Annotated in this window: 22 protein-coding genes; 20 read left to right on the top strand and 2 right to left on the bottom strand. The window is 59.7% G+C overall.

Annotation, left to right across the window (positions count from 1 at the left end):
* Positions 1-18: 18 nt before the first annotated feature.
* From ABVS15_RS07950 to ABVS15_RS07905, 10 genes are all read left to right on the top strand, one after another.
* Positions 19-486: a chemotaxis protein CheW gene (locus ABVS15_RS07950; protein WP_369283196.1), complete on the top strand. Its 468-nt coding sequence runs from the start codon at positions 19-21 to the stop codon at positions 484-486.
* Positions 487-488: 2 nt separating this feature from the next.
* On the top strand, positions 489-1,334 hold the full coding sequence (locus ABVS15_RS07945; RefSeq protein WP_369283195.1) for a protein-glutamate O-methyltransferase CheR: 846 nt from the start codon (positions 489-491) through the stop codon (positions 1,332-1,334).
* Between the two features lie 43 nt (positions 1,335-1,377).
* Positions 1,378-2,430, top strand: coding sequence for a chemotaxis response regulator protein-glutamate methylesterase (locus tag ABVS15_RS07940; RefSeq protein WP_369283194.1), 1,053 nt, complete (start codon positions 1,378-1,380; stop codon positions 2,428-2,430).
* Positions 2,431-2,709: 279 nt separating this feature from the next.
* Positions 2,710-3,030, top strand: a complete 321-nt coding sequence (locus tag ABVS15_RS07935; protein ID WP_369283193.1) for a flagellar biosynthesis anti-sigma factor FlgM — start codon at positions 2,710-2,712, stop codon at positions 3,028-3,030.
* A 3-nt stretch (positions 3,031-3,033) separates the two neighbouring features.
* Positions 3,034-3,510: a flagellar export chaperone FlgN gene (flgN, locus tag ABVS15_RS07930; RefSeq protein WP_369283192.1), complete on the top strand. Its 477-nt coding sequence runs from the start codon at positions 3,034-3,036 to the stop codon at positions 3,508-3,510.
* Between the two features lie 32 nt (positions 3,511-3,542).
* Entirely contained in the window at positions 3,543-5,441 is a 1,899-nt protein-coding gene (locus ABVS15_RS07925) for a flagellar hook-associated protein FlgK (protein ID WP_369283191.1), read from the top strand.
* 15 nt (positions 5,442-5,456) lie between these two features.
* On the top strand, positions 5,457-6,503 hold the full coding sequence (locus ABVS15_RS07920; protein WP_369283190.1) for a hypothetical protein: 1,047 nt from the start codon (positions 5,457-5,459) through the stop codon (positions 6,501-6,503).
* Between the two features lie 64 nt (positions 6,504-6,567).
* Positions 6,568-7,179: a DUF6470 family protein gene (locus ABVS15_RS07915; protein ID WP_369283189.1), complete on the top strand. Its 612-nt coding sequence runs from the start codon at positions 6,568-6,570 to the stop codon at positions 7,177-7,179.
* Between the two features lie 25 nt (positions 7,180-7,204).
* Positions 7,205-7,654 (top strand): flagellar assembly protein FliW, encoded by a 450-nt coding sequence (fliW, locus tag ABVS15_RS07910; protein ID WP_369283188.1) that lies wholly within the window; start codon positions 7,205-7,207, stop codon positions 7,652-7,654.
* The gene (locus tag ABVS15_RS07905) at positions 7,648-7,896 is read left to right on the top strand and encodes a carbon storage regulator (RefSeq protein WP_369283187.1); all 249 of its coding nucleotides are present in this window, start codon (positions 7,648-7,650) and stop codon (positions 7,894-7,896) included. Before fliW ends, ABVS15_RS07905 begins: the two co-directional genes overlap by 7 nt.
* 98 nt (positions 7,897-7,994) lie before the next feature.
* On the opposite strand, the gene ABVS15_RS07900 is transcribed toward ABVS15_RS07905, so the two are convergent.
* Both ABVS15_RS07900 and ABVS15_RS07895 read right to left on the bottom strand, forming a co-directional pair.
* Complete coding sequence (locus ABVS15_RS07900) at positions 7,995-8,123, bottom strand: hypothetical protein (RefSeq protein WP_369283186.1); 129 nt, start codon at positions 8,121-8,123, stop codon at positions 7,995-7,997.
* A gap of 40 nt (positions 8,124-8,163) precedes the next feature.
* Entirely contained in the window at positions 8,164-9,081 is a 918-nt protein-coding gene (locus ABVS15_RS07895; RefSeq protein WP_369283185.1) for an NDP-sugar synthase, read from the bottom strand.
* A gap of 208 nt (positions 9,082-9,289) precedes the next feature.
* Here ABVS15_RS07895 and ABVS15_RS07890 point away from each other — a divergent pair, with 208 nt between their 5' ends.
* The 10 genes from ABVS15_RS07890 (at position 9,290) to ABVS15_RS07845 (ending at position 18,949) form a co-directional block, all read left to right on the top strand.
* Positions 9,290-9,712: a Fur family transcriptional regulator gene (locus tag ABVS15_RS07890; protein ID WP_369283184.1), complete on the top strand. Its 423-nt coding sequence runs from the start codon at positions 9,290-9,292 to the stop codon at positions 9,710-9,712.
* A complete protein-coding gene (locus ABVS15_RS07885) occupies positions 9,699-10,412 on the top strand; it encodes a metal ABC transporter ATP-binding protein (RefSeq protein WP_369283183.1) in 714 nt (237 codons plus the stop codon). Before ABVS15_RS07890 ends, ABVS15_RS07885 begins: the two co-directional genes overlap by 14 nt.
* Positions 10,412-11,230, top strand: a complete 819-nt coding sequence (locus ABVS15_RS07880) for a metal ABC transporter permease (protein WP_369283182.1) — start codon at positions 10,412-10,414, stop codon at positions 11,228-11,230. Before ABVS15_RS07885 ends, ABVS15_RS07880 begins: the two co-directional genes overlap by 1 nt.
* Positions 11,231-11,553: 323 nt before the next feature.
* Complete coding sequence (rimP, locus tag ABVS15_RS07875; RefSeq protein WP_369283181.1) at positions 11,554-12,018, top strand: ribosome maturation factor RimP; 465 nt, start codon at positions 11,554-11,556, stop codon at positions 12,016-12,018.
* A gap of 88 nt (positions 12,019-12,106) precedes the next feature.
* A complete protein-coding gene (gene nusA, locus ABVS15_RS07870) occupies positions 12,107-13,276 on the top strand; it encodes a transcription termination factor NusA (protein ID WP_369283180.1) in 1,170 nt (389 codons plus the stop codon).
* Positions 13,277-13,300: 24 nt separating this feature from the next.
* Complete coding sequence (gene rnpM / locus ABVS15_RS07865; protein ID WP_369283179.1) at positions 13,301-13,576, top strand: RNase P modulator RnpM; 276 nt, start codon at positions 13,301-13,303, stop codon at positions 13,574-13,576.
* Positions 13,569-14,909, top strand: coding sequence for a hypothetical protein (locus ABVS15_RS07860; RefSeq protein ID WP_369283178.1), 1,341 nt, complete (start codon positions 13,569-13,571; stop codon positions 14,907-14,909). Before rnpM ends, ABVS15_RS07860 begins: the two co-directional genes overlap by 8 nt.
* Positions 14,910-15,087: 178 nt before the next feature.
* Positions 15,088-17,514, top strand: a complete 2,427-nt coding sequence (gene infB / locus ABVS15_RS07855; RefSeq protein WP_369283177.1) for a translation initiation factor IF-2 — start codon at positions 15,088-15,090, stop codon at positions 17,512-17,514.
* A 95-nt stretch (positions 17,515-17,609) separates the two neighbouring features.
* A complete protein-coding gene (rbfA, locus tag ABVS15_RS07850; protein ID WP_369283266.1) occupies positions 17,610-17,990 on the top strand; it encodes a 30S ribosome-binding factor RbfA in 381 nt (126 codons plus the stop codon).
* Positions 17,987-18,949 (top strand): bifunctional oligoribonuclease/PAP phosphatase NrnA, encoded by a 963-nt coding sequence (locus ABVS15_RS07845; RefSeq protein WP_369283176.1) that lies wholly within the window; start codon positions 17,987-17,989, stop codon positions 18,947-18,949. Before rbfA ends, ABVS15_RS07845 begins: the two co-directional genes overlap by 4 nt.
* Positions 18,950-18,960: the final 11 nt, after the last annotated feature.

The raw sequence follows: 18,960 nt of genomic DNA, 5'->3' as shown, positions 1-18,960 counted from the left end.
AGAGAGGGTTATGAAAGTATGAATAACCAAGTGATGAGTTTTATGGAGGACGGAACCTCCGCCCGGGCGGCTCTGACAGAGGAAATGGAGCAGTTTCTGGTGTTTCAGTGCGATGCGCTGCGGGTGGGCATCCGGGTGGACTGCGTGGTGGAGGCCCTGATCAATCAGAGCATCACGCCGCTGCCCATGCTGCCGGGCTATGTGTGCGGCATCATCAACCTGCGGGGTGAGGTGGTTCCCGTCATCAGCATTCGCCTGCGGCTGGGCAAGCCCGCCGCCGACGAGCAGTCCGTCATTGTGCTGAATATCAACGGAATGCAGCTGGGTGTTCTGGTGGACCGGGTGGACCAGATGGTGAAGCTGCCCCACAGCTCGCTGCTGCCCATGCCCTCCACCAACGGGCAAAAACTGATGTGCGGCATGAGTTCCCTGCCTGACGGCGGGACCATGCTAGAGCTGGACGCGGCGGCACTACTGGAGCACTGAATATGGGGGAAGAGCAGAAGAACACGGCGTCCTCCTTTGCCCCCATGGAAATCAGCGACGGGGACTTCCGGCGGCTGGTGAGTTTTATCCAGCAGCACTACGGAATCGACCTGAGCAAAAAGCGGCAGCTGATTTCCGGGCGGCTTTCCTACACGGTAAAGGCGAAGGGGTATTCCGGCTTCGGCCCGTTTATCGATCAGGTGCTTGAAAAGCAGGACCCCGGCGATATCGAGCTTGTCATCAACAAGCTTACAACCAACTATACGTTTTTCATGCGGGAGCAGGAGCATTTTAACTTTTTTCGCAACACCATTTTGCCGGACGTGGTAAAGCGCCGCCAAGGCCAGCGGATGCTCTCCATCTGGAGCGCGGGCTGTGCCTCCGGTGAGGAGCCTTATACCATTTCCATGTACGTGAAAGACTTTTTGGGACCGGAGGCCGCCCACTGGGATACCCGGGTGCTGGCGACCGATATCTCCCAGCAGGCGCTGGACAAGGCACAGAAGGGGGTTTACGCCCTGCCGGATACCATTCCCGGGGCATGGAAATCCAAATTTTTTGTTCCCTCTGCGGAGGAGGGCCAGTATCAGGTGGCCCCCGTCATTCGGGATAATGTGATCTTCCGCACCTTCAACCTGATGGACCCCATCCGTTTCCGGCTGAAATTCGATGTGATTTTCTGCCGCAACGTGATGATTTATTTCAACCAGCAGACAAAGGACGAGCTGCTTGCCCGCTTTTGCGAGGCGACGGAGCCCGGAGGATACCTTTTAATCGGCCATTCGGAGACGATGGGCCGCAATCCCGGATATCGCTATCTGGCACCGGCCACTTTCCAGAAGCGCTAGGGAATTCAAAGGATAAAACCTGACGCGGAAAAGGAGAGACACTATGGCAATGTCGGGAAAAGTGATTCGTGTGATGGTGGTGGACGATTCCGCCGTGGCGCGGAGCTATCTCATCAGCGGACTTTCCGCAAAGCCGAACATTCAGATTGCGGGCTTTGCCGTGGACGCGGCGGACGCCCTGCAAAAGGTGGGAGAGCTTCGCCCGGACGTGATTACCATGGACGTGGAAATGCCGGGGACGGGCGGTATTGAGCTGATTCGCAAGTTGCTTCCGGCTTATCGGGTGCCGGTGATTCTGGTGTCGTCTTTGAACCTGAGGGTGTTTGACGCGCTGGACGCCGGGGCGGTGGATTTTGTCCGCAAGCCGGACGGGACCCAGAGTAAGGAAGAGTTTATTAATACGCTGGCCCAGAAAATCGTGGTGTCGGCCTATGCAAAGGTCCGTCCGGGCCGTCCGGCGCGGGCCGCGCGGGCGGAAGTCACGGCGGAGCCCACGGCTCCGTTGGGTCCCCGGCCCATTCTGGATGGGGCGGTGATCGGGTTGGGGGCCTCCACCGGAGGGACGGAGGCCACGCTGGAGGTGCTGCGCCGTCTTCCGTCGGACATTCCCCCAATGGTCATTGTGCAGCACATGCCCCCGGGCTTTACAAAAATGTACGCCGAGCGGCTGGATAGAATCTGCGCCATGGAGGTGCGGGAGGCCGTGGACGGCGACGAGCTGCACCGCGGCCTTGCGCTGGTGGCCCCGGCGGACTTTCAATGCCGCGTGGTGCGGTCGGGAAACCGGTACCGGGTGGCCTGTAAGCCGGGCGAGAAGGTCAGCGGACACCGCCCGTCGGTGGACGTGCTGTTTCGGTCCATGGCGGAGAACGTGAAGGGACCTATGGCGGGCATCATCATGACCGGCATGGGCCGCGACGGAGCGGACGGGCTTTTGTCCATGCGAAAGGCAGGGGCTTATACCATCGGGCAGGACAAAGAATCCTCCGTGGTATATGGGATGCCCATGGTGGCCTTTGACATCGGCGCGGTGCAAATTCAGGCGTCCTGCGAAAATATTGCGGGGGTGCTGCTCCGCCGTCTGCGGGAGCTGTGAGCAGCATGACGCGACCGTGCATCAATTGAAAAACAAGGGGGCCTTCGGCACAGCCGAAGGCCCCCTTGCGCGAATCTTCCAAGAAATTTATAGAAAATAAACGCTTTTACACTTTTTTTGAATTATCATCTTATGTTTTTGGCATAGCTGCCGAAATAAAAGGTAGATATAGTGGACTGTGCCGCAGCACGCGGCGCCGCCCCGAAAAGTGTTTGAACCACCTAAAAGCCGCTTCCCTGAGTCAGGGAAGGGATTCGCAGAAAACGGAGGAAATGCCGCATGATGAGGATAGTCAACGAGGCCGCCGGAGCGGCGGCGTATGCGCAGACGGTGTCTGCGGCGCAGAACCTGCAAGGCGCCAAAACCGTTCGAGGCGCTGAAAAAGGACGGGAGTCCGGCGGCGCGTTCGATCAGGTCGATATTACCGGGGCGTCCTCCGGCGGATCTTTGTTTCAAAAGGAACTGGCGGCCCGCTTGGTGCGGGATGTCCGCGCATCTTCCAGCATCGGCGGTGTTCAGCAGGTGCGCCAGCAGGTTCAAAGCGGTACCTACCAGTTGGACCCCGTCTCCATTGCCAAGGCCATGCTGTTGGAGAGATAAGCCATGGATAGAAATGATTTTCGGGAATACCTTGGCTTTTTAAAGGTTCTGGGCGACACGCTGGAGGAAATTACCCGCGTGGAGCAGGAGAAGACGGAGTTTGTCCGTACGGATGATCTGGACGGGCTAAACGAGTGCATGAAGCGGGAGCAGGCGCTGTCCTTGACCATGCGGTCCCATGACCAGAAGCGGGAGGCCGTGCTGCGGACGCTGGGACTGGAGGACGTGCCCCTGCGCAGTCTGATGGACTACGCGCCCGCGCAGGACTATGAGGAGACAAAACGGACTGTGGAGCAGCTCTGCCGCCAATATGCGCTGTTTCGCGGCGCGTTTGAGGTGGCGCGGGACACGCTGGAGTGCAACCTCCACCAGATTGAAAAGATGATTCAGGCGGAGGACCCGGACGCTGCGGTGTCCGGCGGCTATCAGGATGCACCCGCCGAGCTTCCGCCCCGCATGAGGACGGATTTCAGAGCCTGACCCGACCCACGGGTGAAAGAGAGGAAAGCACCATGCTGACGACAACCTTTGGAGCGTTTACCACCGCACGCCTGGGCATCTATGCGGCGCAAAAGGCCCTGGAAGTGACGGGACACAATATTTCCAACATCAATACCACCGGCTATACCCGCCAGCGGGTGGACCAGGTGAGCCTGCGGGTGGACGGAGTGGACCGCTATGCCTCTGCCTTCGGCGGCGCCAGCGGGTCCGGCGTCCTGATTACGGGCATGTCCCAGTTCCGGGACCCCTATCTGGACATTCGCTTCCGCAATGAGAACTCCAGTGTGGGCGCCATGGATACCAAGCTGGGCGGTCTGGATGATCTGTCCGCGATTCTGGACGAGGTGGGCACAGGCGATACCGGCGAAGAGGGCGAGGGCATTTTGGCCGCGCAGTTTCTGGACCTGCGGGAAATGCTGGCAAAGCTGACCGGTGACCAGACCACGGAGGAGGAAATGCTTTCTCTGGTGCGCACCTCCGCCGATTCACTGGTGGGGATTATGCGCAGCTATGCTGAGCGGATTGCTGGCGTGAAGGCGGATCAGGAGGACGGCTTGACGGACGATGTCAAGGCCGTTAACGACATTCTCAAAAGCATTCAGTCTCTGAATGAAAATATCCAAAAAAGCGAGCTGTATGGGGACAATTCTCTGGAGCTGCGGGACCAGCGAAATCTTCTGATTGACGAGCTGTCCGGCTACATGAAAATTGACGTGACTTATGAGCCGGTGAGCGTGGGCGCGGGAAAGACCGTGGACAAGCTGGTTATTAAGGTTCCCGGCGACCCGTCTACCAAGCTGGTGGACGGCGCGTATATAGGCCAGCTTTCCGTGGGGGACGGGGTTCAGAAAAATCCGGACTATGACCCCAATGCAACGCCCCCTGTTTTAGAGCCTTATTTGGATGCGGATGGAAATCCTGTTACAGACCCTGCCGACGCGGCGAAGCTGCCCTACGCAATCACCGTCTCGGCACTGGAGGACCGCAATGGCAACGCTTTGAAGGAAAAAGACGGCAGTATTTCGGCGGCGTACCAATTTGGCGATACCGAGCTGTACGGCGGGCTGCAGGCAAGGCGCGAGCTTTTGACCGAGGCAGGAGAATTTGCCAGCGCCGACATGACGGCGGCAGATTCGGCTTCCGCAACCAAGCGGGGCATTCCCTATTACGAAAATGCGCTGGACTCTCTGGCACAAAAGTTTGCCTCCGTGATGAACGCGGCCAACACTGGATATCTGCGGGATTCCGACGGCAATATTCTGGATGGAACCTCGGGAGATGTCCTTGCCACCAAGGAAGCCGACGGGACGTATAGCATGAACGGGACCAACTATGCCAATGTGGAAGCGATGATTACCGGCGAGGGGACCGCGTTTACCGATAAGGCAAAGCTGATGGGCGGAAACCTGTTCAGCAGCAGCGGCACCAGCGACGACGCCTCTGGCATTACCGCCGCCAACATCTCCATTTCCTCAAGCTGGAGCCTCAGCCCAAGCTTCCTGCAAAACTCCTTTGAGGCGCTGGCGGGGAAAACCACCGTGGGAAGCAGCGACAATCAGAACATCGTGCATATACTGGCGGAGTTTGACGGGAAGCAGGAATACAGGCCCGATGAAACCGACCCCACCGGCAAGCCGTTTTTCCGCGGCACCTTTGAGGGGATGTTCACCAATATCGAGCGGACGCTGGCTGACGACGTGAAGAGCACCACCACTCTGCTAAACAATTATGTGGTTTCCGCCACGGGGCTGGAGACGAGCCGGGACAGCGTTTCCGGCGTGGACCTCAACGATGAGGCCATGAACATGATGCAGTATCAGAAGTCCTATGCCGCCGCGTGCCGCATGATGACGACCATTGACGAAGTATTGGAAAAGCTGATTAACGGGACCGGCGTCGTCGGTCGATAAAGGAGGGGACTTAAAATGATCCGTGTGACAACGAACGGAACGCTGCGGGGCTACCGATCCAACCTGACGCGCTCGGCCGCCACGCTTAATAATACGAGAAACAAGGTTTTGACCCAGAGCAACTACACCAGCTACGCAGAGGACCCGGCGGCTGCCACGCAGGCATTCAAGCTGCGCCGCTCCTTTTCTCGCGTCAGCTCCCAGTTGGAGAGCGCCCAGACCCTGAACAGTAAATTCTCCGCCGCCTGCGATGCGCTGAGCAGCATCAAAAGCGACCTTGCGGACGGGCAGGCGAAAATCTCCGCTCTGGCGGGCCTGAACGACGCCAACGCCTCCGGCCGCCAGCCGTTGGGCGAGGTGATCGGAAGCGCGGCGGACTCGATTGTGCAAATTCTAAACTCTCAATACGGTTCCTCGTTCATCTTTGGGGGTAAGGACTCCCTGGGCGATGCGCCCTTCAAGATGGAGGAGATCGACGGAGAAAAGGTTTTGACCTACCGGGGTATTCAGGTGGACGCGGAGGAGGGAACTCCCGAGTACGAAAAGCTGAAAGCCATGACCAGGGAGGAAAGCTATGTAGACATCGGCAGCGGCCTCACGGAGGTGGACGGAAAGCTGGTTTCCACCAGTGCCTTCAACGGGGCGCTGAGCGGATTGAGCTTTGTGGGCTACGGCGTAGATGAGGATGGCGACCCTAAGAATATGGCCTCCGTCATGAACAAGCTATCTGAAATTTTCAAGCGCTGCGACGCGGATACCGGTGCGTGGGCCTCGGATCAGGACAAGGAGGACGCCACCCGCCTGACGGAGAAGCTGAAGGACGGCATCGACGAGATTACCAACCAGTGGACCGCGCTGGATGGGCGGACCACCTATCTCGAAACCAGCAGCAACCGCCTGTCTCTTCTGGCCACCAACCTCAATGAGCAGATTTTGGGCATTGAGCAGATTGACCTGGCCAACGCCATCACGGACTTTTCCTGGGCGCAGTATTGCTATAACGCGGCGCTGAAGGTTGGAAACAGCATTTTGTCCCAGTCGCTGATCGACTATATGAATTAACGGGCATAGCAGGGCTGCGGGAGCATGCCCGACGTGCTTTTAATGCTTAAAAGGAGTGAAGGCAATGACCTATCCACTAATCGAGATCAAATCGGTACCCATTGAGCTTGAGATGCGGGTCACGGACGCGAAGCTGGAGTACAGCCGCGCCACGGTGGATATGGAGATTACCCGGAATGAGGGTGGTCTGAGCATTCGCAGCAAGCCCATCCGCGTGAATCTGGACACATTTGAGGCGCGCAATTCCGTCACCCCAACGCTGGCAACCCGCATGAGAAACAATGCCCAGGCCGGAAAGCAGGCGGCTTATGAGGCCACCGCCACCTATGCCCGGCAGGGCCAACTTCTGCTTCAGGCGAAGATCGGCGAGGAAATGGTGACAAAATTTGCCGCCGAGGCACAGACCCGGAACTTGAAAACCAATGTGGGGATTACATTCCTTCCCACACAGGGCGCGGACATCTCCTGGGACAAGGGCGAGCTGAACATCCGCTACGAAATGGACAAGGTCAACTTCGACTGGCGCAGCCAGCAGGGGAACTTCGAATTTACGCCCGGAGACATTCAGTTCGAGGTGACGCAGCAGCCGGACGTTGTAATTAAATACGTGGGCGGGGCGCTGTATGTGCCGCCCTCCGCGGACCCGCAGTATGTCCCTGTTGACATGGAGATCTGACGCGCGGGAAAGAAAGGAAGCCCCCATGGAACTTACCACAAAATATTTTGGGCAGATCGCCTATGAAGCCGGGGATGTGCTCTATTTTAAGGACGGCCTGTTCGGCTTTGAAGAGGAGACGCAGTTTCTTCTGCTCCCCTTTGCTGACAGCAACGGAACGTTGCTTTGTTTTCAGAGCGTGACCACCCCGGGTCTTGCCTTTGTGGCAATGAACCCGTTTTCCTTGAAGCAGAACTATGCGCCGCGGCTGCGCCCGGCGGAGCTGAAGGCCATGGGCGTGACCCAAAGCGAGGAACTCAGCTTTTACGTGCTGTGCGTGGTACGCCAGCCCGTATCCGAGAGCACGGTAAACCTGAAATGCCCCGTGGCGGTGAACGAGGATACCGGAACCGCCATGCAGACAATTCTGGAGGACGGCGGCTATGAGATGCGCCACCGCCTGTCGGAATTTCAGGAGGGGCAGTCGTCATGCTGATTTTGCAGAGAAAGCCGGGAGAGTCCGTGCTGATTGGAGACGAAATCGAGGTGACGGTGGTTTCCGTGGAAACCGGCGGACGGGTCCGGCTTGCCATCAGTGCGCCCAAAAGCCTGACCATCCTGCGCAACGAGCTGCGGGGCGCCATGGACGCCAACAAGGAAGCGGCGCGGGAGGAGGCATCTCCTCTGGCGCTGTTGGAGCTGCTTCCAAGGCAGGGCGACCCAGAGACGAAGAAATAGAGAAACGCGCCCCGGCCGACAGGCCGGGGCGCGTTTTAGTTTGTAGGAGACGCAATTTTGACGTCTTCCATAAAGGAGATTGCAGTCTGCCGCATGCCTCACTGTCGGCCAAAAACGGATGGCTCGACATTTGCGGCCTGAGAAGTGTTTTCTCCGATGTGCACGCCGCCGGAGAAAAGGAATTTACCTTTTTCTTCGCTTTCATCGCGGCGGCGCAGAAATTCCAATTGTCTGTTCCGCCGCGCGTGGTATACGGCTCCCCTAAAATCAATCCTTTAAGGAGGGGGGGTATGCCCCTGCAGCGTGCAGGGCTTTCAGTTCCTCCGCCACCCGCTCCCGGTCCTCCCGGTAGGTCATGCCGAACCAGCGGTCGGCGGAGTGAAGCACGGAGATTTCCAGAGTGCCGTTCTCAAGCTGACTGCCCACCATCATGGGCAGCAGGCACTCCGCCTTTAAATCGTCCCCGGCCTCCGTGCGGAGAAAGCTTTCAAAATAGGCCCGCAGCGGGGCGAAAATTGAAGGGGTGAAGCCCCAGAAGTTCATGGATACCACCGTGTCCGGAGAGAGGGTGATATCCTCGGCCAAATCCCGCAGGGTTCCGTCGGAATAGAGCTGGATTTTCAATGCCTCCCGCACGGAGAGAAGCTTTCCGTTCTCCACGGCGCACACCCCTCGGGAAACCGTCCCGTGGAGACTGGCGGTGTTTTTCAGAAAATAGCCCACCATGGCCCCGTGGCCTTCGGGAGATAACGCTGTGAGCTGCTCATACATGGCGCGATAGGCATCGATTCCGTAGTAATCGTCGGCGTTAATCACGCAGAACGGCTCCCGGATAGAATCCTCCGCGCACAAAAGCGCGTGAACCGTCCCAAAGGGCTTCGTCCGCTCCGGAGGAATCGGGTAAAAGTCCGGAACGGAGGAAAAATCCTGAAACGCGTAGGCTACCTCCACGGGGGAGCCGTCCTTTGCGGTGCGGCGGCGAAGATACTCGCCGCAGATACGCTCCATCAGCGGCTTCATCTCCGGCTTGATAATGAACACCACCTTGCCAAAGCCTGCCCGCAGCGCGTCGTGCACGGAGTATTCCATCAAAATTTCGTTGTTGGGGCCGATGCCGTCCACCTGCTTGTTTCCGCCGTACCGGGAGCCAAGCCCTGCCGCCATGATTACCAGTGCTGCCTTCATAAACCCTCCATACGTCCGCTGCGCCGCCAAAAAAACGAGACGCGCCTTGGCGTAATTTCATGTAATATGCGGGCCGCGTGTTGCAGCCCTGCCCCTACCATACACTGTTGCGCCGCCCTTTGCAACCGCTAAACGATTTCCCTTGACAATTTTCCGTCTCGGTCTATAATATGAAAATGATTATCATTCTTGAAAAAGGAGGCCGCATATGGCCTATTCTACAAAGCAGCAGCAGGCGATTTTAAGCTGTTTGGAGGCCCGGAGAAGCACGCCCATGTCCGCCGGGGATTTGGCGGCAGAGCTGCGTCGTCGGGGAGAGCCGGTGGGTCTTGCCACGGTGTACCGCCAGACGGAAAAGCTGGTGGCTATGGGCCGGGTCCATAAAATCAACACGGAGGAGGGCGCGTATTTTCAATACTGCACCCACCAATCTGGGGAGGAAAAGCAGGACTGCCTGCTTTTAAAGTGCGAGTCCTGTGGGCGGATTGCCCATCTGGACTGCACGCATTTGCAGCCGCTGTACCGGCATTTGCAAAAGGAGCATCATTTTGTGGTGGACCACAGGCGGACTTTGTTTACCGGCCTGTGCGAGGCCTGCGCGGAGAAGGAGCAAGCCAATGGAGAAACATGAACTGCTTGTTTGCCGGAATACCGCGCTGGGCTACGAGGGCCGGGCGGTGCTGTCGGGACTGAACCTCACCGTTTCAGCGGGGGATTACCTCTGCGTGGTGGGGGATAACGGCTCGGGCAAATCCACGCTGATGAAGGGGTTGCTGGGCCTCATTAACCCCATGGAGGGAAGCATTGACCGGGCGGTGGAGCTGAAAAACGGCGCGATTGGGTATCTCCCCCAGCAGACCCGCGCCCAGCGGGACTTTCCCGCTACCGTATACGAGGTGGTGCTCTCCGGCTTTTTAAATCAGAAGGGCTTTGGCTTTTTTTACACGGCTGCTCAAAAGACCGCGGCCATTCAGGCCATCGGAAAGCTGGGGATTCTGGAGCTGAAGGACCGGTGCTACCGGGACCTCTCCGGCGGCCAGCAGCAAAGGGCGCTGCTGGCCCGGGCGCTGTGCGCAGCCGGGCGGCTTTTGATTCTGGACGAGCCGGTGACGGGGCTGGACCCTGCTGCCGCGCAGGACCTTTACAAGACCTTGCGCTATCTCAACGAAAAAGAGGGCATGGCGGTGGTGATGGTGACCCACGACCTTCGTTCCGCGCTGGAAAACGCCCGGACGGTGCTGCACATCGGCAGGAACAGCTGGTTTTACGGTACGGTGGAGGACTATCTCCGCTCGCCGGAGGGCTGCCGCTTCCGAAAGGGGGAGCAGTGATGGAACTGATGGAAATGCTCGCCTGGCCCTTTATGCGCCGGGCGCTGGTCGCAGGCGTGCTGGTAAGCCTGTGCGCCGCGCTTTTGGGCGTGCCGTTGGTGCTAAAGCGATACTCCATGATCGGAGACGGACTGAGCCACGTATCCTTCGGCGCGCTGGCCGTGGCGGTGGCCCTTGGGGTCACGCCGCTGTACTTTTCTATCCCCGTGGTGATTCTTTCGGCGTTTTTTCTGCTGCGGCTGGCAAACTCCGGTAGCCGCATGGGGAGTGACGCGGCCATCGCCGTGGTGAGCGCATCCGCCCTTGCCATTGGCATCATGGTCATCTCCCTCACCACGGGCATGACCACCGACGTGGACAATTACATGTTTGGCAGCGTTCTTGCCATGACGGAGACGGACGTGCTGCTGGCGGCGGCGGTGTGCGCCGCGGTGCTGGTGCTGTTTGTGCTGTTTTACCACCGGCTGTTCGCCATCACCTTCGATGAAAATTTTGCCCGGGCCACCGGGATGCGGGTGGAGCTGTATAACACGCTTTTGTCCATTCTCACGGCGCTGACCATTGTGCTGGGCATGCGGATGATGGGCGCCATGCTCATTTCGTCCCTGGTGATTTTTCCGGCCTTGACGGCTATGCGGCTGTTTCGCAGCTTCCGGGGCGTGGTGCTGTGCGCGGGAACGACCGCTGTTCTCTGCTTTTGCACAGGATTGACGGTTTCCTATGTGAAATCCACGCCGGTGGGCGCCACGGTGGTGACGGCGAACCTGCTGGTCTTCCTCTTGGCCTGCGGGATGGAGCGGCTGCGGAAAAGGGGCTGAATCGCCGCCGCATGTCTGCGGACTGTATTCGAAAACCCCCGAGGGAAATCGCGGGTTCAGTGACTTGAATCGAATTTTTGGAAATGAAACCGGAGCGGTCTTCCCGCTCCGGTTTTTAATTATTTTTTAACGGCTTTTCTTTGCAAATTCCAAGAAAACACTTGATTTTGGTGTAAAAGCGTGCTATTCTAATCAAAGTAGAGATGGTAGTTGTGTGGAGTGGACCTTGTGTCCGCTTTTTTTGTCGGCCTTTTTAAGGGGCCGGAATTTGAAAAGACCGAAGGCTTTTCCTGAAGCTGACGGCATGAAAGGAAGGCGTTTCCATGAAAAAGATTGCGGAGCTCACCGCCGAGCTGGCGGCCCCCGTGGCTGCGGAGCGGGGCTGTACTATCTGGGATGTGGAATACGTGAAAGAGGCGGGGACTTGGTATCTCCGGGTTTTGCTGGATAAAGAGGGCGGCGTGGACATTCTGGACTGCGAGGCCATTTCCCGCGAAGTTTCGGATCTGCTGGACGAAGCGGACCCTATTGAGGGGAGCTATACGCTGGAGGTCGGCTCCGCCGGCGCGGAGCGGGCGCTGAAGCGGCCCGGTGATTTCGTGCGCTTTATGGGCAGCCCCGTGGCCGTCCGGCTGTATCGCAACCGGGACGGGCGGAAGGAATTTGCAGGGACGCTTACGGGCTACGACGAGGGGACCGGAGCCGTCACCGTGCGCATCGGCGACAATGAGACGACCTTTGAAAAGGCGGACACCGCGCTGGTGCGCCTGCGGGTGGAGTTCTCCTGAAAAGGCGCCGCTGCCGGGCGCGCGGATTTTTTGCTGCAAAATAAAACGAACGAAGAAGACGTATCATATCATAAAAGGAGTACAGGCAATGAGAGGCAAGAAGCAGAAGGAACTCGTCGGCATGAACTGCGACGAGATTTTCACCGCGCTTGAGATGATCGAAAAGGAGCGCAACATCCCCCAGTCCTTTATGCTGGAGAAAATTGTCCAGGCGCTGATCACCGCCTATAAACGCGATTGCAAGGATCAGGTGGATAACGTGATCGTGGACGTGGATGTGGAGCACCGGACGCTTCAGATGTTTGTCCAGAAAAACGTGGTGGACGAGGAAGACTACGTGGACCCTTTCAACGAAATGCCCTTGGAGGAGGCCAAAAAGCTCTCTGCCAAATACGAAATCGGTGACGTAATTAATGTTGCCGTGAATAATACGGATTTTGGACGCATCGCTGCCGGCAACGGCAAGCAGGTGATTATTCAGGGCCTGCGGGAAGCCGAGCGCGGCATGGTGTACGAGGAGTTTAACTCCAAGCAGCACGAGATTCTCACCGGTGTGGTCACCCGGCTGGACCCGAGAAACGGAAACGTCTCTTTGCGCATCGGCACCGGAACCGAGTCCACCGAAGCGCTTTTGATGTCCGGCGAACAGGTTCCCGGCGAGGAACTGGTGGAGGGAATGCACGTCAAGGTCTACGTGGTGGAGGTCCGTCGGTCCACCCGTGGTCCGCAGGTGCTGATTTCCCGGACCCATCCGGGCCTTGTCAAGCGCCTGTTTGAACTGGAGGTTCCCGAGATTTTCGACGGAATCGTGGAGGTTCGCTCCATCGCCCGGGAGGCGGGAAGCCGCACGAAGATGGCCGTCTGGTCCAACGAGGACAACGTGGACCCCATTGGCGCCTGCGTGGGCCCCAAGGGCCAGCGGGTGGAGAGCATCGTGGCGGAGCTGCGGGGCGAGAAAATCGACATTGTGAAGTACAGCGAGGACCCGGCAGAGTTTATCGCGGCCGCACTGGCGCCCGCCGACGTGGTGGATGTTTGGATGGCGGACGAGGGCAAGGCCTGCCGTGTGCTGGTGCCGGACGATCAACTGTCTCTGGCCATCGGCAAGGAGGGGCAGAACGCCCGTCTGGCGGCCCGGCTTACCGGCTATAAAATTGACATCAAGCCCGAGAGCTTCCGAGAGGAAGCGGCGGAAGAGAGCGCCCCCGCAGGCGAGAAGCCCGCAGAAGACGACTTGCCCGCGGACGACGCGGAATAAGCGCGCGGAAACGGGGGGAACGCCATGCCGAAGGTGAAAAAAGTTCCGCAGCGGCAGTGTGTGGGCTGCCGGGAGATGAAAGATAAAAAGGCGTTGATCCGGGTGGTCAAGTCCCCTGAGGGGGAGGTCAGCCTGGACGACAAGGGCCGCAAGCCCGGCCGCGGTGCATATGTGTGCCGGGATGTGGAGTGCCTGCGCAAAGCGCGCAAGTCCCGGGCGCTGGAGCGGGCCTTTGAGGCCCAGATTCCCCCGGAGGTATATGACGCCATGGAGCGTCAGTTGGGAGAAGCCGATGAATAAAGAATTACTGTCTACGCTGGGCCTTTGCAAGCGAGCCGGGCTGCTGGAGGTGGGCGAAGAGCCGGTGGAGGCCGCCGCCCGGGCACGGGAAGTGCGCTTGCTGCTGCTGGCGTCCGACGCGGCGGAAAATACCGCACGGAGGGCTGACCACTTCTCGGAGATGGGCCAGTGCATGAAACTTCAGCTTCCCTTTACTAAGGAGGAGCTGGGGCAGGCCATGGGCCGGGGCGAGTGTGCCATTATGGGCGTGACCGACGTGGGCTTTGCATCCGCTATTGCCCGCCGATTGGCGGACGAGGATGCGGAAACCTACGGCGACGCAGCAAACCGGCTGGAGGTCAAGGCTCAGCGGGCGTCTCTGCGTAAAACAGAGGAGGCGCTTCACGAAAAGAACCTCCGCCGGGGTAAAAAGCGTAAACCCGGCGAGGCAAAAGCGGCGGAGAAGCCGCCGGAGCCGTCGGCGCCGGCGCGGCCTTTGCGCCAAGCCCGAGGTGGCGGCAAGCCACCTGCCGGGAAAAGCTTTGGAAGAAAGCCCTTTGAGCGAAGCGAAGCGGGCCGAGATCGGAAGCCCTACGGTAAGCCCGGCGCACCCAGCGGAGACCGGAAGCCCTACGGTAAGCCCGGCGCACCCAGCGGAGACCGGAAGCCCTACGGCAAGCCCGGCGCATCCGGCGGAGACCGGAAGCCCTACGGTAAGCCCGGCGCACCCAGCGGAGACCGGAAGCCCTACGATAAGCCGTATACACCAAGCGGTGACCGGAAGCCTTACGGCAAGCCCGGCGTACCCGGTGGAGATCCGAAACCCTACGATAAGCCGTATACACCAAGCGGTGACCGGAAGCCTTACGGCAAGCCCGGCGCACCCGGCGGCGAACGGAAGCCCTACGGCAGACCCGGTGCACCGACTGGTGACCGGAAGCCCTACGGCAAACCCGGCGCACCCGGCGGAGATCGGAAACCCTACGGCAGACCCGGTGCACCGACTGGTGACCGGAAGCCCTACGGCAAACCCGGCGCACCCGGCGGTGCTCGGAAGCCCTATGGTAAACCCGGCGTACCCGGTGGAGATCGGAAACCCTACGATAAGCCGTATACACCAAGCGGCGAACGGAAGCCCTACGGCAAGCCCGGTGTACCCAGCGGTGATCGCAAGCCTTACGGCAAGCCCGGCGCACCCGGCGGTGATCGCAAGCCTTACGGCAAACCCGGCGCACCCGGCGGAGATCGCAAGCCTTACGGCAAACCCGCGTTCAGCGGCAAGGGGCCCAAGCCCTTTGCCCACAGCTATCCCGTAAAGCGCGGGAAGGGCACCTTCCCTAAGAAGGACAACTGAGAATACTCCCCCATCCGGGGGGTGGCAGAGGGCGACGCTCCCTTTGCTTCGCCGCGAGGCGGCGATAGATATATTGCGTTTCCGGCGGTGATTTTCCGGAGACGTGCCCTGACCCACCCGCCAAGGAAGGCGGCGCGGGCCGCAGAGAGGAGACGGCGTCCCCCCTCGCAAGCGAACGATGGAGGTGGCTTTATTGAGTACGAGTGCAGCAAATAAATACAGGGTCCGGGAGCTGGCCAAGGATTTAGGCCTGAGCAACAAGGACATCATGGAGATTTTGGGGAAGTATGGCGAGGCCCCCAAGAGTAATATGCAGGCATTGACGGACAAAGAGCTGTCGTTGGTGTTTGAGGCCTTGACCCAGGCCCATCCGGCGTCCGGCATTCAGGAGATTTTCGCCGATACCTACCGGGAGCCGGCAAAGCAGGAGCAAAGCGTCCCCACGCCTGCACCCGCTCAGGCCGTTGTGGAAAAGCCCGCCGCGCCCGCAGCTCCGGCGGCTCCGGTTCAGAGGGCGGCGGCTCCCGCGCCCCATGCGGCGCCCCGGCCTGTTAATCCCCAGCCTGCCGCTGGGCAGGCGAAGCCTGTGCTTTCCCAGCCCGCGACCCGGGTCCCCCAGAAAAAGGTGGTGGATACCCGCAAGGGCGGCGACGTGAATCTGGCGAAGTATGACGAGCGGCTGGAGCAGATGGCGCCCGATAAGGCCCGACGGATGCAGGCGCCCCCTGCGGGAAAGCAGAAGCTCCGCCCCAATAACAACCGCCGTCCCGGCCCCGGCATGACCTTTTCCAACAAGCGGCGGCAGGATGAGCAGGAGAAAATGCGCCGCCTTCAGCTTGAGATTGCCAAAAAGGCGCCTCTGAAGGTTTCTATTCCCGATGAAATTAGCGTGGGCGAGCTGGCCTCCCGCATGAAGAAGACCGGCGCGGATGTGGTCAAGGTGCTGATGAAAAGCGGCATCATGGCCTCCCTGTCCCAGATCATTGACTATGATACCGCCGCTTTGGTGGCGCTGGAATTTAACTGCAAGGTGGAGCACGAAGTCACCGTCACCATCGAAGAGCAGTTGATTGACACCCACCAGGACAAGGAAGAGGAGCTGATTTCCCGCGCCCCCGTGGTGGTGGTCATGGGCCACGTCGACCACGGCAAGACCTCTTTGCTGGACGCCATCCGCGACACCTCTGTCGCCGAGGGCGAGGCGGGCGGCATCACCCAACACATCGGTGCGTATCAGGTGCAGCTGGACGGAAAGCCCATCACCTTCCTGGATACGCCGGGCCACGAGGCATTTACCTCCATGCGCGCCCGCGGCGCGATGATTACGGACATTGCCATTCTGGTGGTGGCTGCGGACGACGGCATCATGCCCCAGACCGTGGAGTCCATCAACCATGCAAAGGCCGCCGGAATTCCCATCGTGGTGGCCATCAACAAAATCGACAAGCCTGCTGCCAACCCCGAGAAGATCAAGCAGCAGCTGACGGAATACGGCCTTGTCACCGAGGACTGGGGCGGCGAAACCATCTGTTGTCCCATCTCCGCTAAAAAGCGCACCGGCATCGACAAGCTGCTGGAAATGGTGCTGCTCACCGCCGAAATGGCAGAGCTGAAAGCCAATCCCAACCGCGCCGCCTCCGGCACTGTGATTGAGGCCCGGCTGGACAAGGGCCGCGGCCCTGTGGCGACGCTTTTGGTCCAAAACGGAACCCTGCGGCAGGGTGATACGATTATCGCCGGAACCGGCGTGGGCCGCGTGCGGACCATGACCAACTCCAAGGGCAAGCGCATCGAAGAGGCCGGCCCCTCGGTCCCCGTGGAGATCGCGGGCCTGTCTGAGGCCCCTGCCGCCGGCTGCACCTTTAACGTGGTGGCTGATGAGCGTATGGCCCGGGAGCTGGTTGAACAGCGCAAGGAAGAGGAAAAGTTCAAGTTCGCCGCGCCGGTGCAGAAGGTGTCTCTGGAGAATTTGTTCGACCAGATTCAGGCAGGCGAGCGCAAGGAACTGGCCCTCATTGTCAAGGCCGACGTGCAGGGCAGTGTGGAGGCCGTTCGCGTGTCTCTTGAAAAGCTCAGCAATGCTGAGGTGGCCGTCCGGGTCATCCATGGCGGCGTGGGCGCGATCAACGAGTCCGACGTGATGCTGGCCGCCTCCACAGGCGCCATCATCGTGGGCTTTAACGTCCGGCCCGACGCAGCCGCCAGAGACGGCGCGATCCGGCAGAACGTGGATATGCGGATGTACCGCGTGATTTACGACTGCATTGACGAAATCGAGTCCGCCATGAAGGGCATGCTGGCTCCCAAGTTTAAGGAAGTGGTTCTGGGCCACGCGGAAATCCGCCAGACCTATAAGGTGTCCTCCATCGGCACCGTGGCGGGCGCATATGTGCAGGACGGCAAGCTGGTCCGGGATTGCAGCGTGCGCGTGGTGCGGGACGGCATCGTGATTCACGAGGGGAAGCTTGGCTCTCTCCAGCGGTTTAAAGACACTGTCAAGGAGGTCACCACCAACTACGAGTGCGGCCTGACGGTGGATCGGTTCAACGACATCCGAGAGGGCGATATTATCGAGGGATTCACCATGGAGGAGATTCCCCGGTAACCGGATACAATAAGGGGGCGGCGGCATGGCCGCCGCCCCCTGCTTTTGATACAGAGGATGGCGTTCTGATGGACGCCTATGGAAAGGAGCATATTATGGCCAGTAATCGCATCGGCCGCATCAACGAGGAAATCCAGCGGGAGCTGGCGGCCCAGCTTCGCGGATTGAAGGACCCACGGGTCAGCGGCGTGGGCATGGTGAGCATTACCCGGGTGAACACTACGCCGGATTTGCGCTATGCTCAGGTATTTGTCAGCGTGTTGGATAAGGAGCAGGAAAAAGAAGTGCTCAAGGGTCTGAAATCCGCGGCGGGCTTTCTGCGGCGGGAGCTTGGCGGTGCACTGCGTCTGCGCTATACTCCGGAGCTGCAATTTGTAGCGGACGATTCCATTGCCCACGGAGCCCATATTTTAGAGCTGCTTCGCAGCGTGGAGCGCAGGGATGCCGAACAAAACGGGCAGGGGGAAGAGGAATGACGGACTTGACGGCGGCTCAGGTTGCCGCGCTGCTGCGGGAGTTTGACGACATTCTGATTCTGACCCATGTGCGCCCCGACGGGGACACGGTGGGCTGCGCGGCGGCCCTGTGCGCGGGACTGCGGCACATTGGCAAGCGGGCCTATCTGCTGGAAAATGACGGCAAAACCCGCACCACTGCGCCCTATATGCAGCCCTATGAAGCGCCGGAGGGCTTTGTTCCCGCCCATGTGGTGTCCACCGATATCGCGGTGACGGACCTGTTTCCCAAAAACGCGGAGCAATACAAAGGTCGGGTGGATTTGGCGATTGACCACCACCCCTCCTTTGCGCGCTTTGGTAAGGCGAACATGGTTCGGACGGAGGCTGGGGCCTGCGGCGAAATTATCTACGACATTTTAAAGGAACTTGGCCCCGTCACGGCGGAGATGGCCCTGCCTTTGTATGTGGCGATTTCCACCGATACGGGCTGCTTTCAATACAGCAACACCACCGCCAATACCCATCGGGTGGCGGCCGAGCTCCTGGACACCGGCATTGACTATCGAACCGTAAATCAGGTGTTCTTCCGCACCAAAAGCCGCAAGCGGCTGGAGCTGGAGGGCGACATGCTGGCGGGTATGGAGTTTTACGACGGTGGACGAATCGTAGTGATGAAGGTTCCCATTTCGCTGATGGAGCGGGTTGGCGCGGACGAGACGGACGCAGAGGATTTAAGCTCTCTCGGCGGGCAGATCGAAGGCACCGACTGCGGTATTACCATGCGGGAGCTGCGGCCCAACGTGTGGAAGTTTTCTGTGCGCACCGGGCCCCGCATCAACGCCAGCGTTGTGTGCGCCGAGCTTGGCGGCGGCGGGCATGCGGCCGCCGCGGGCTGCACCATAGAGGCCCCCATGGCGGAGGCCAAACGGCAAATGCTGGCGGCGGTAGAAAAGACGACCGGGAAATTCGCCGACTGACAGAGAGGAGC

This window comes from Oscillibacter sp. GMB15532 (genome assembly GCF_041020825.1).
Taxonomy (GTDB): Bacteria; Bacillota; Clostridia; order Oscillospirales; family Oscillospiraceae; genus Oscillibacter.
The sequence above is the reverse complement of the archived record's forward strand: the minus strand, read 5'-3'. Positions and strand labels throughout refer to the sequence as shown.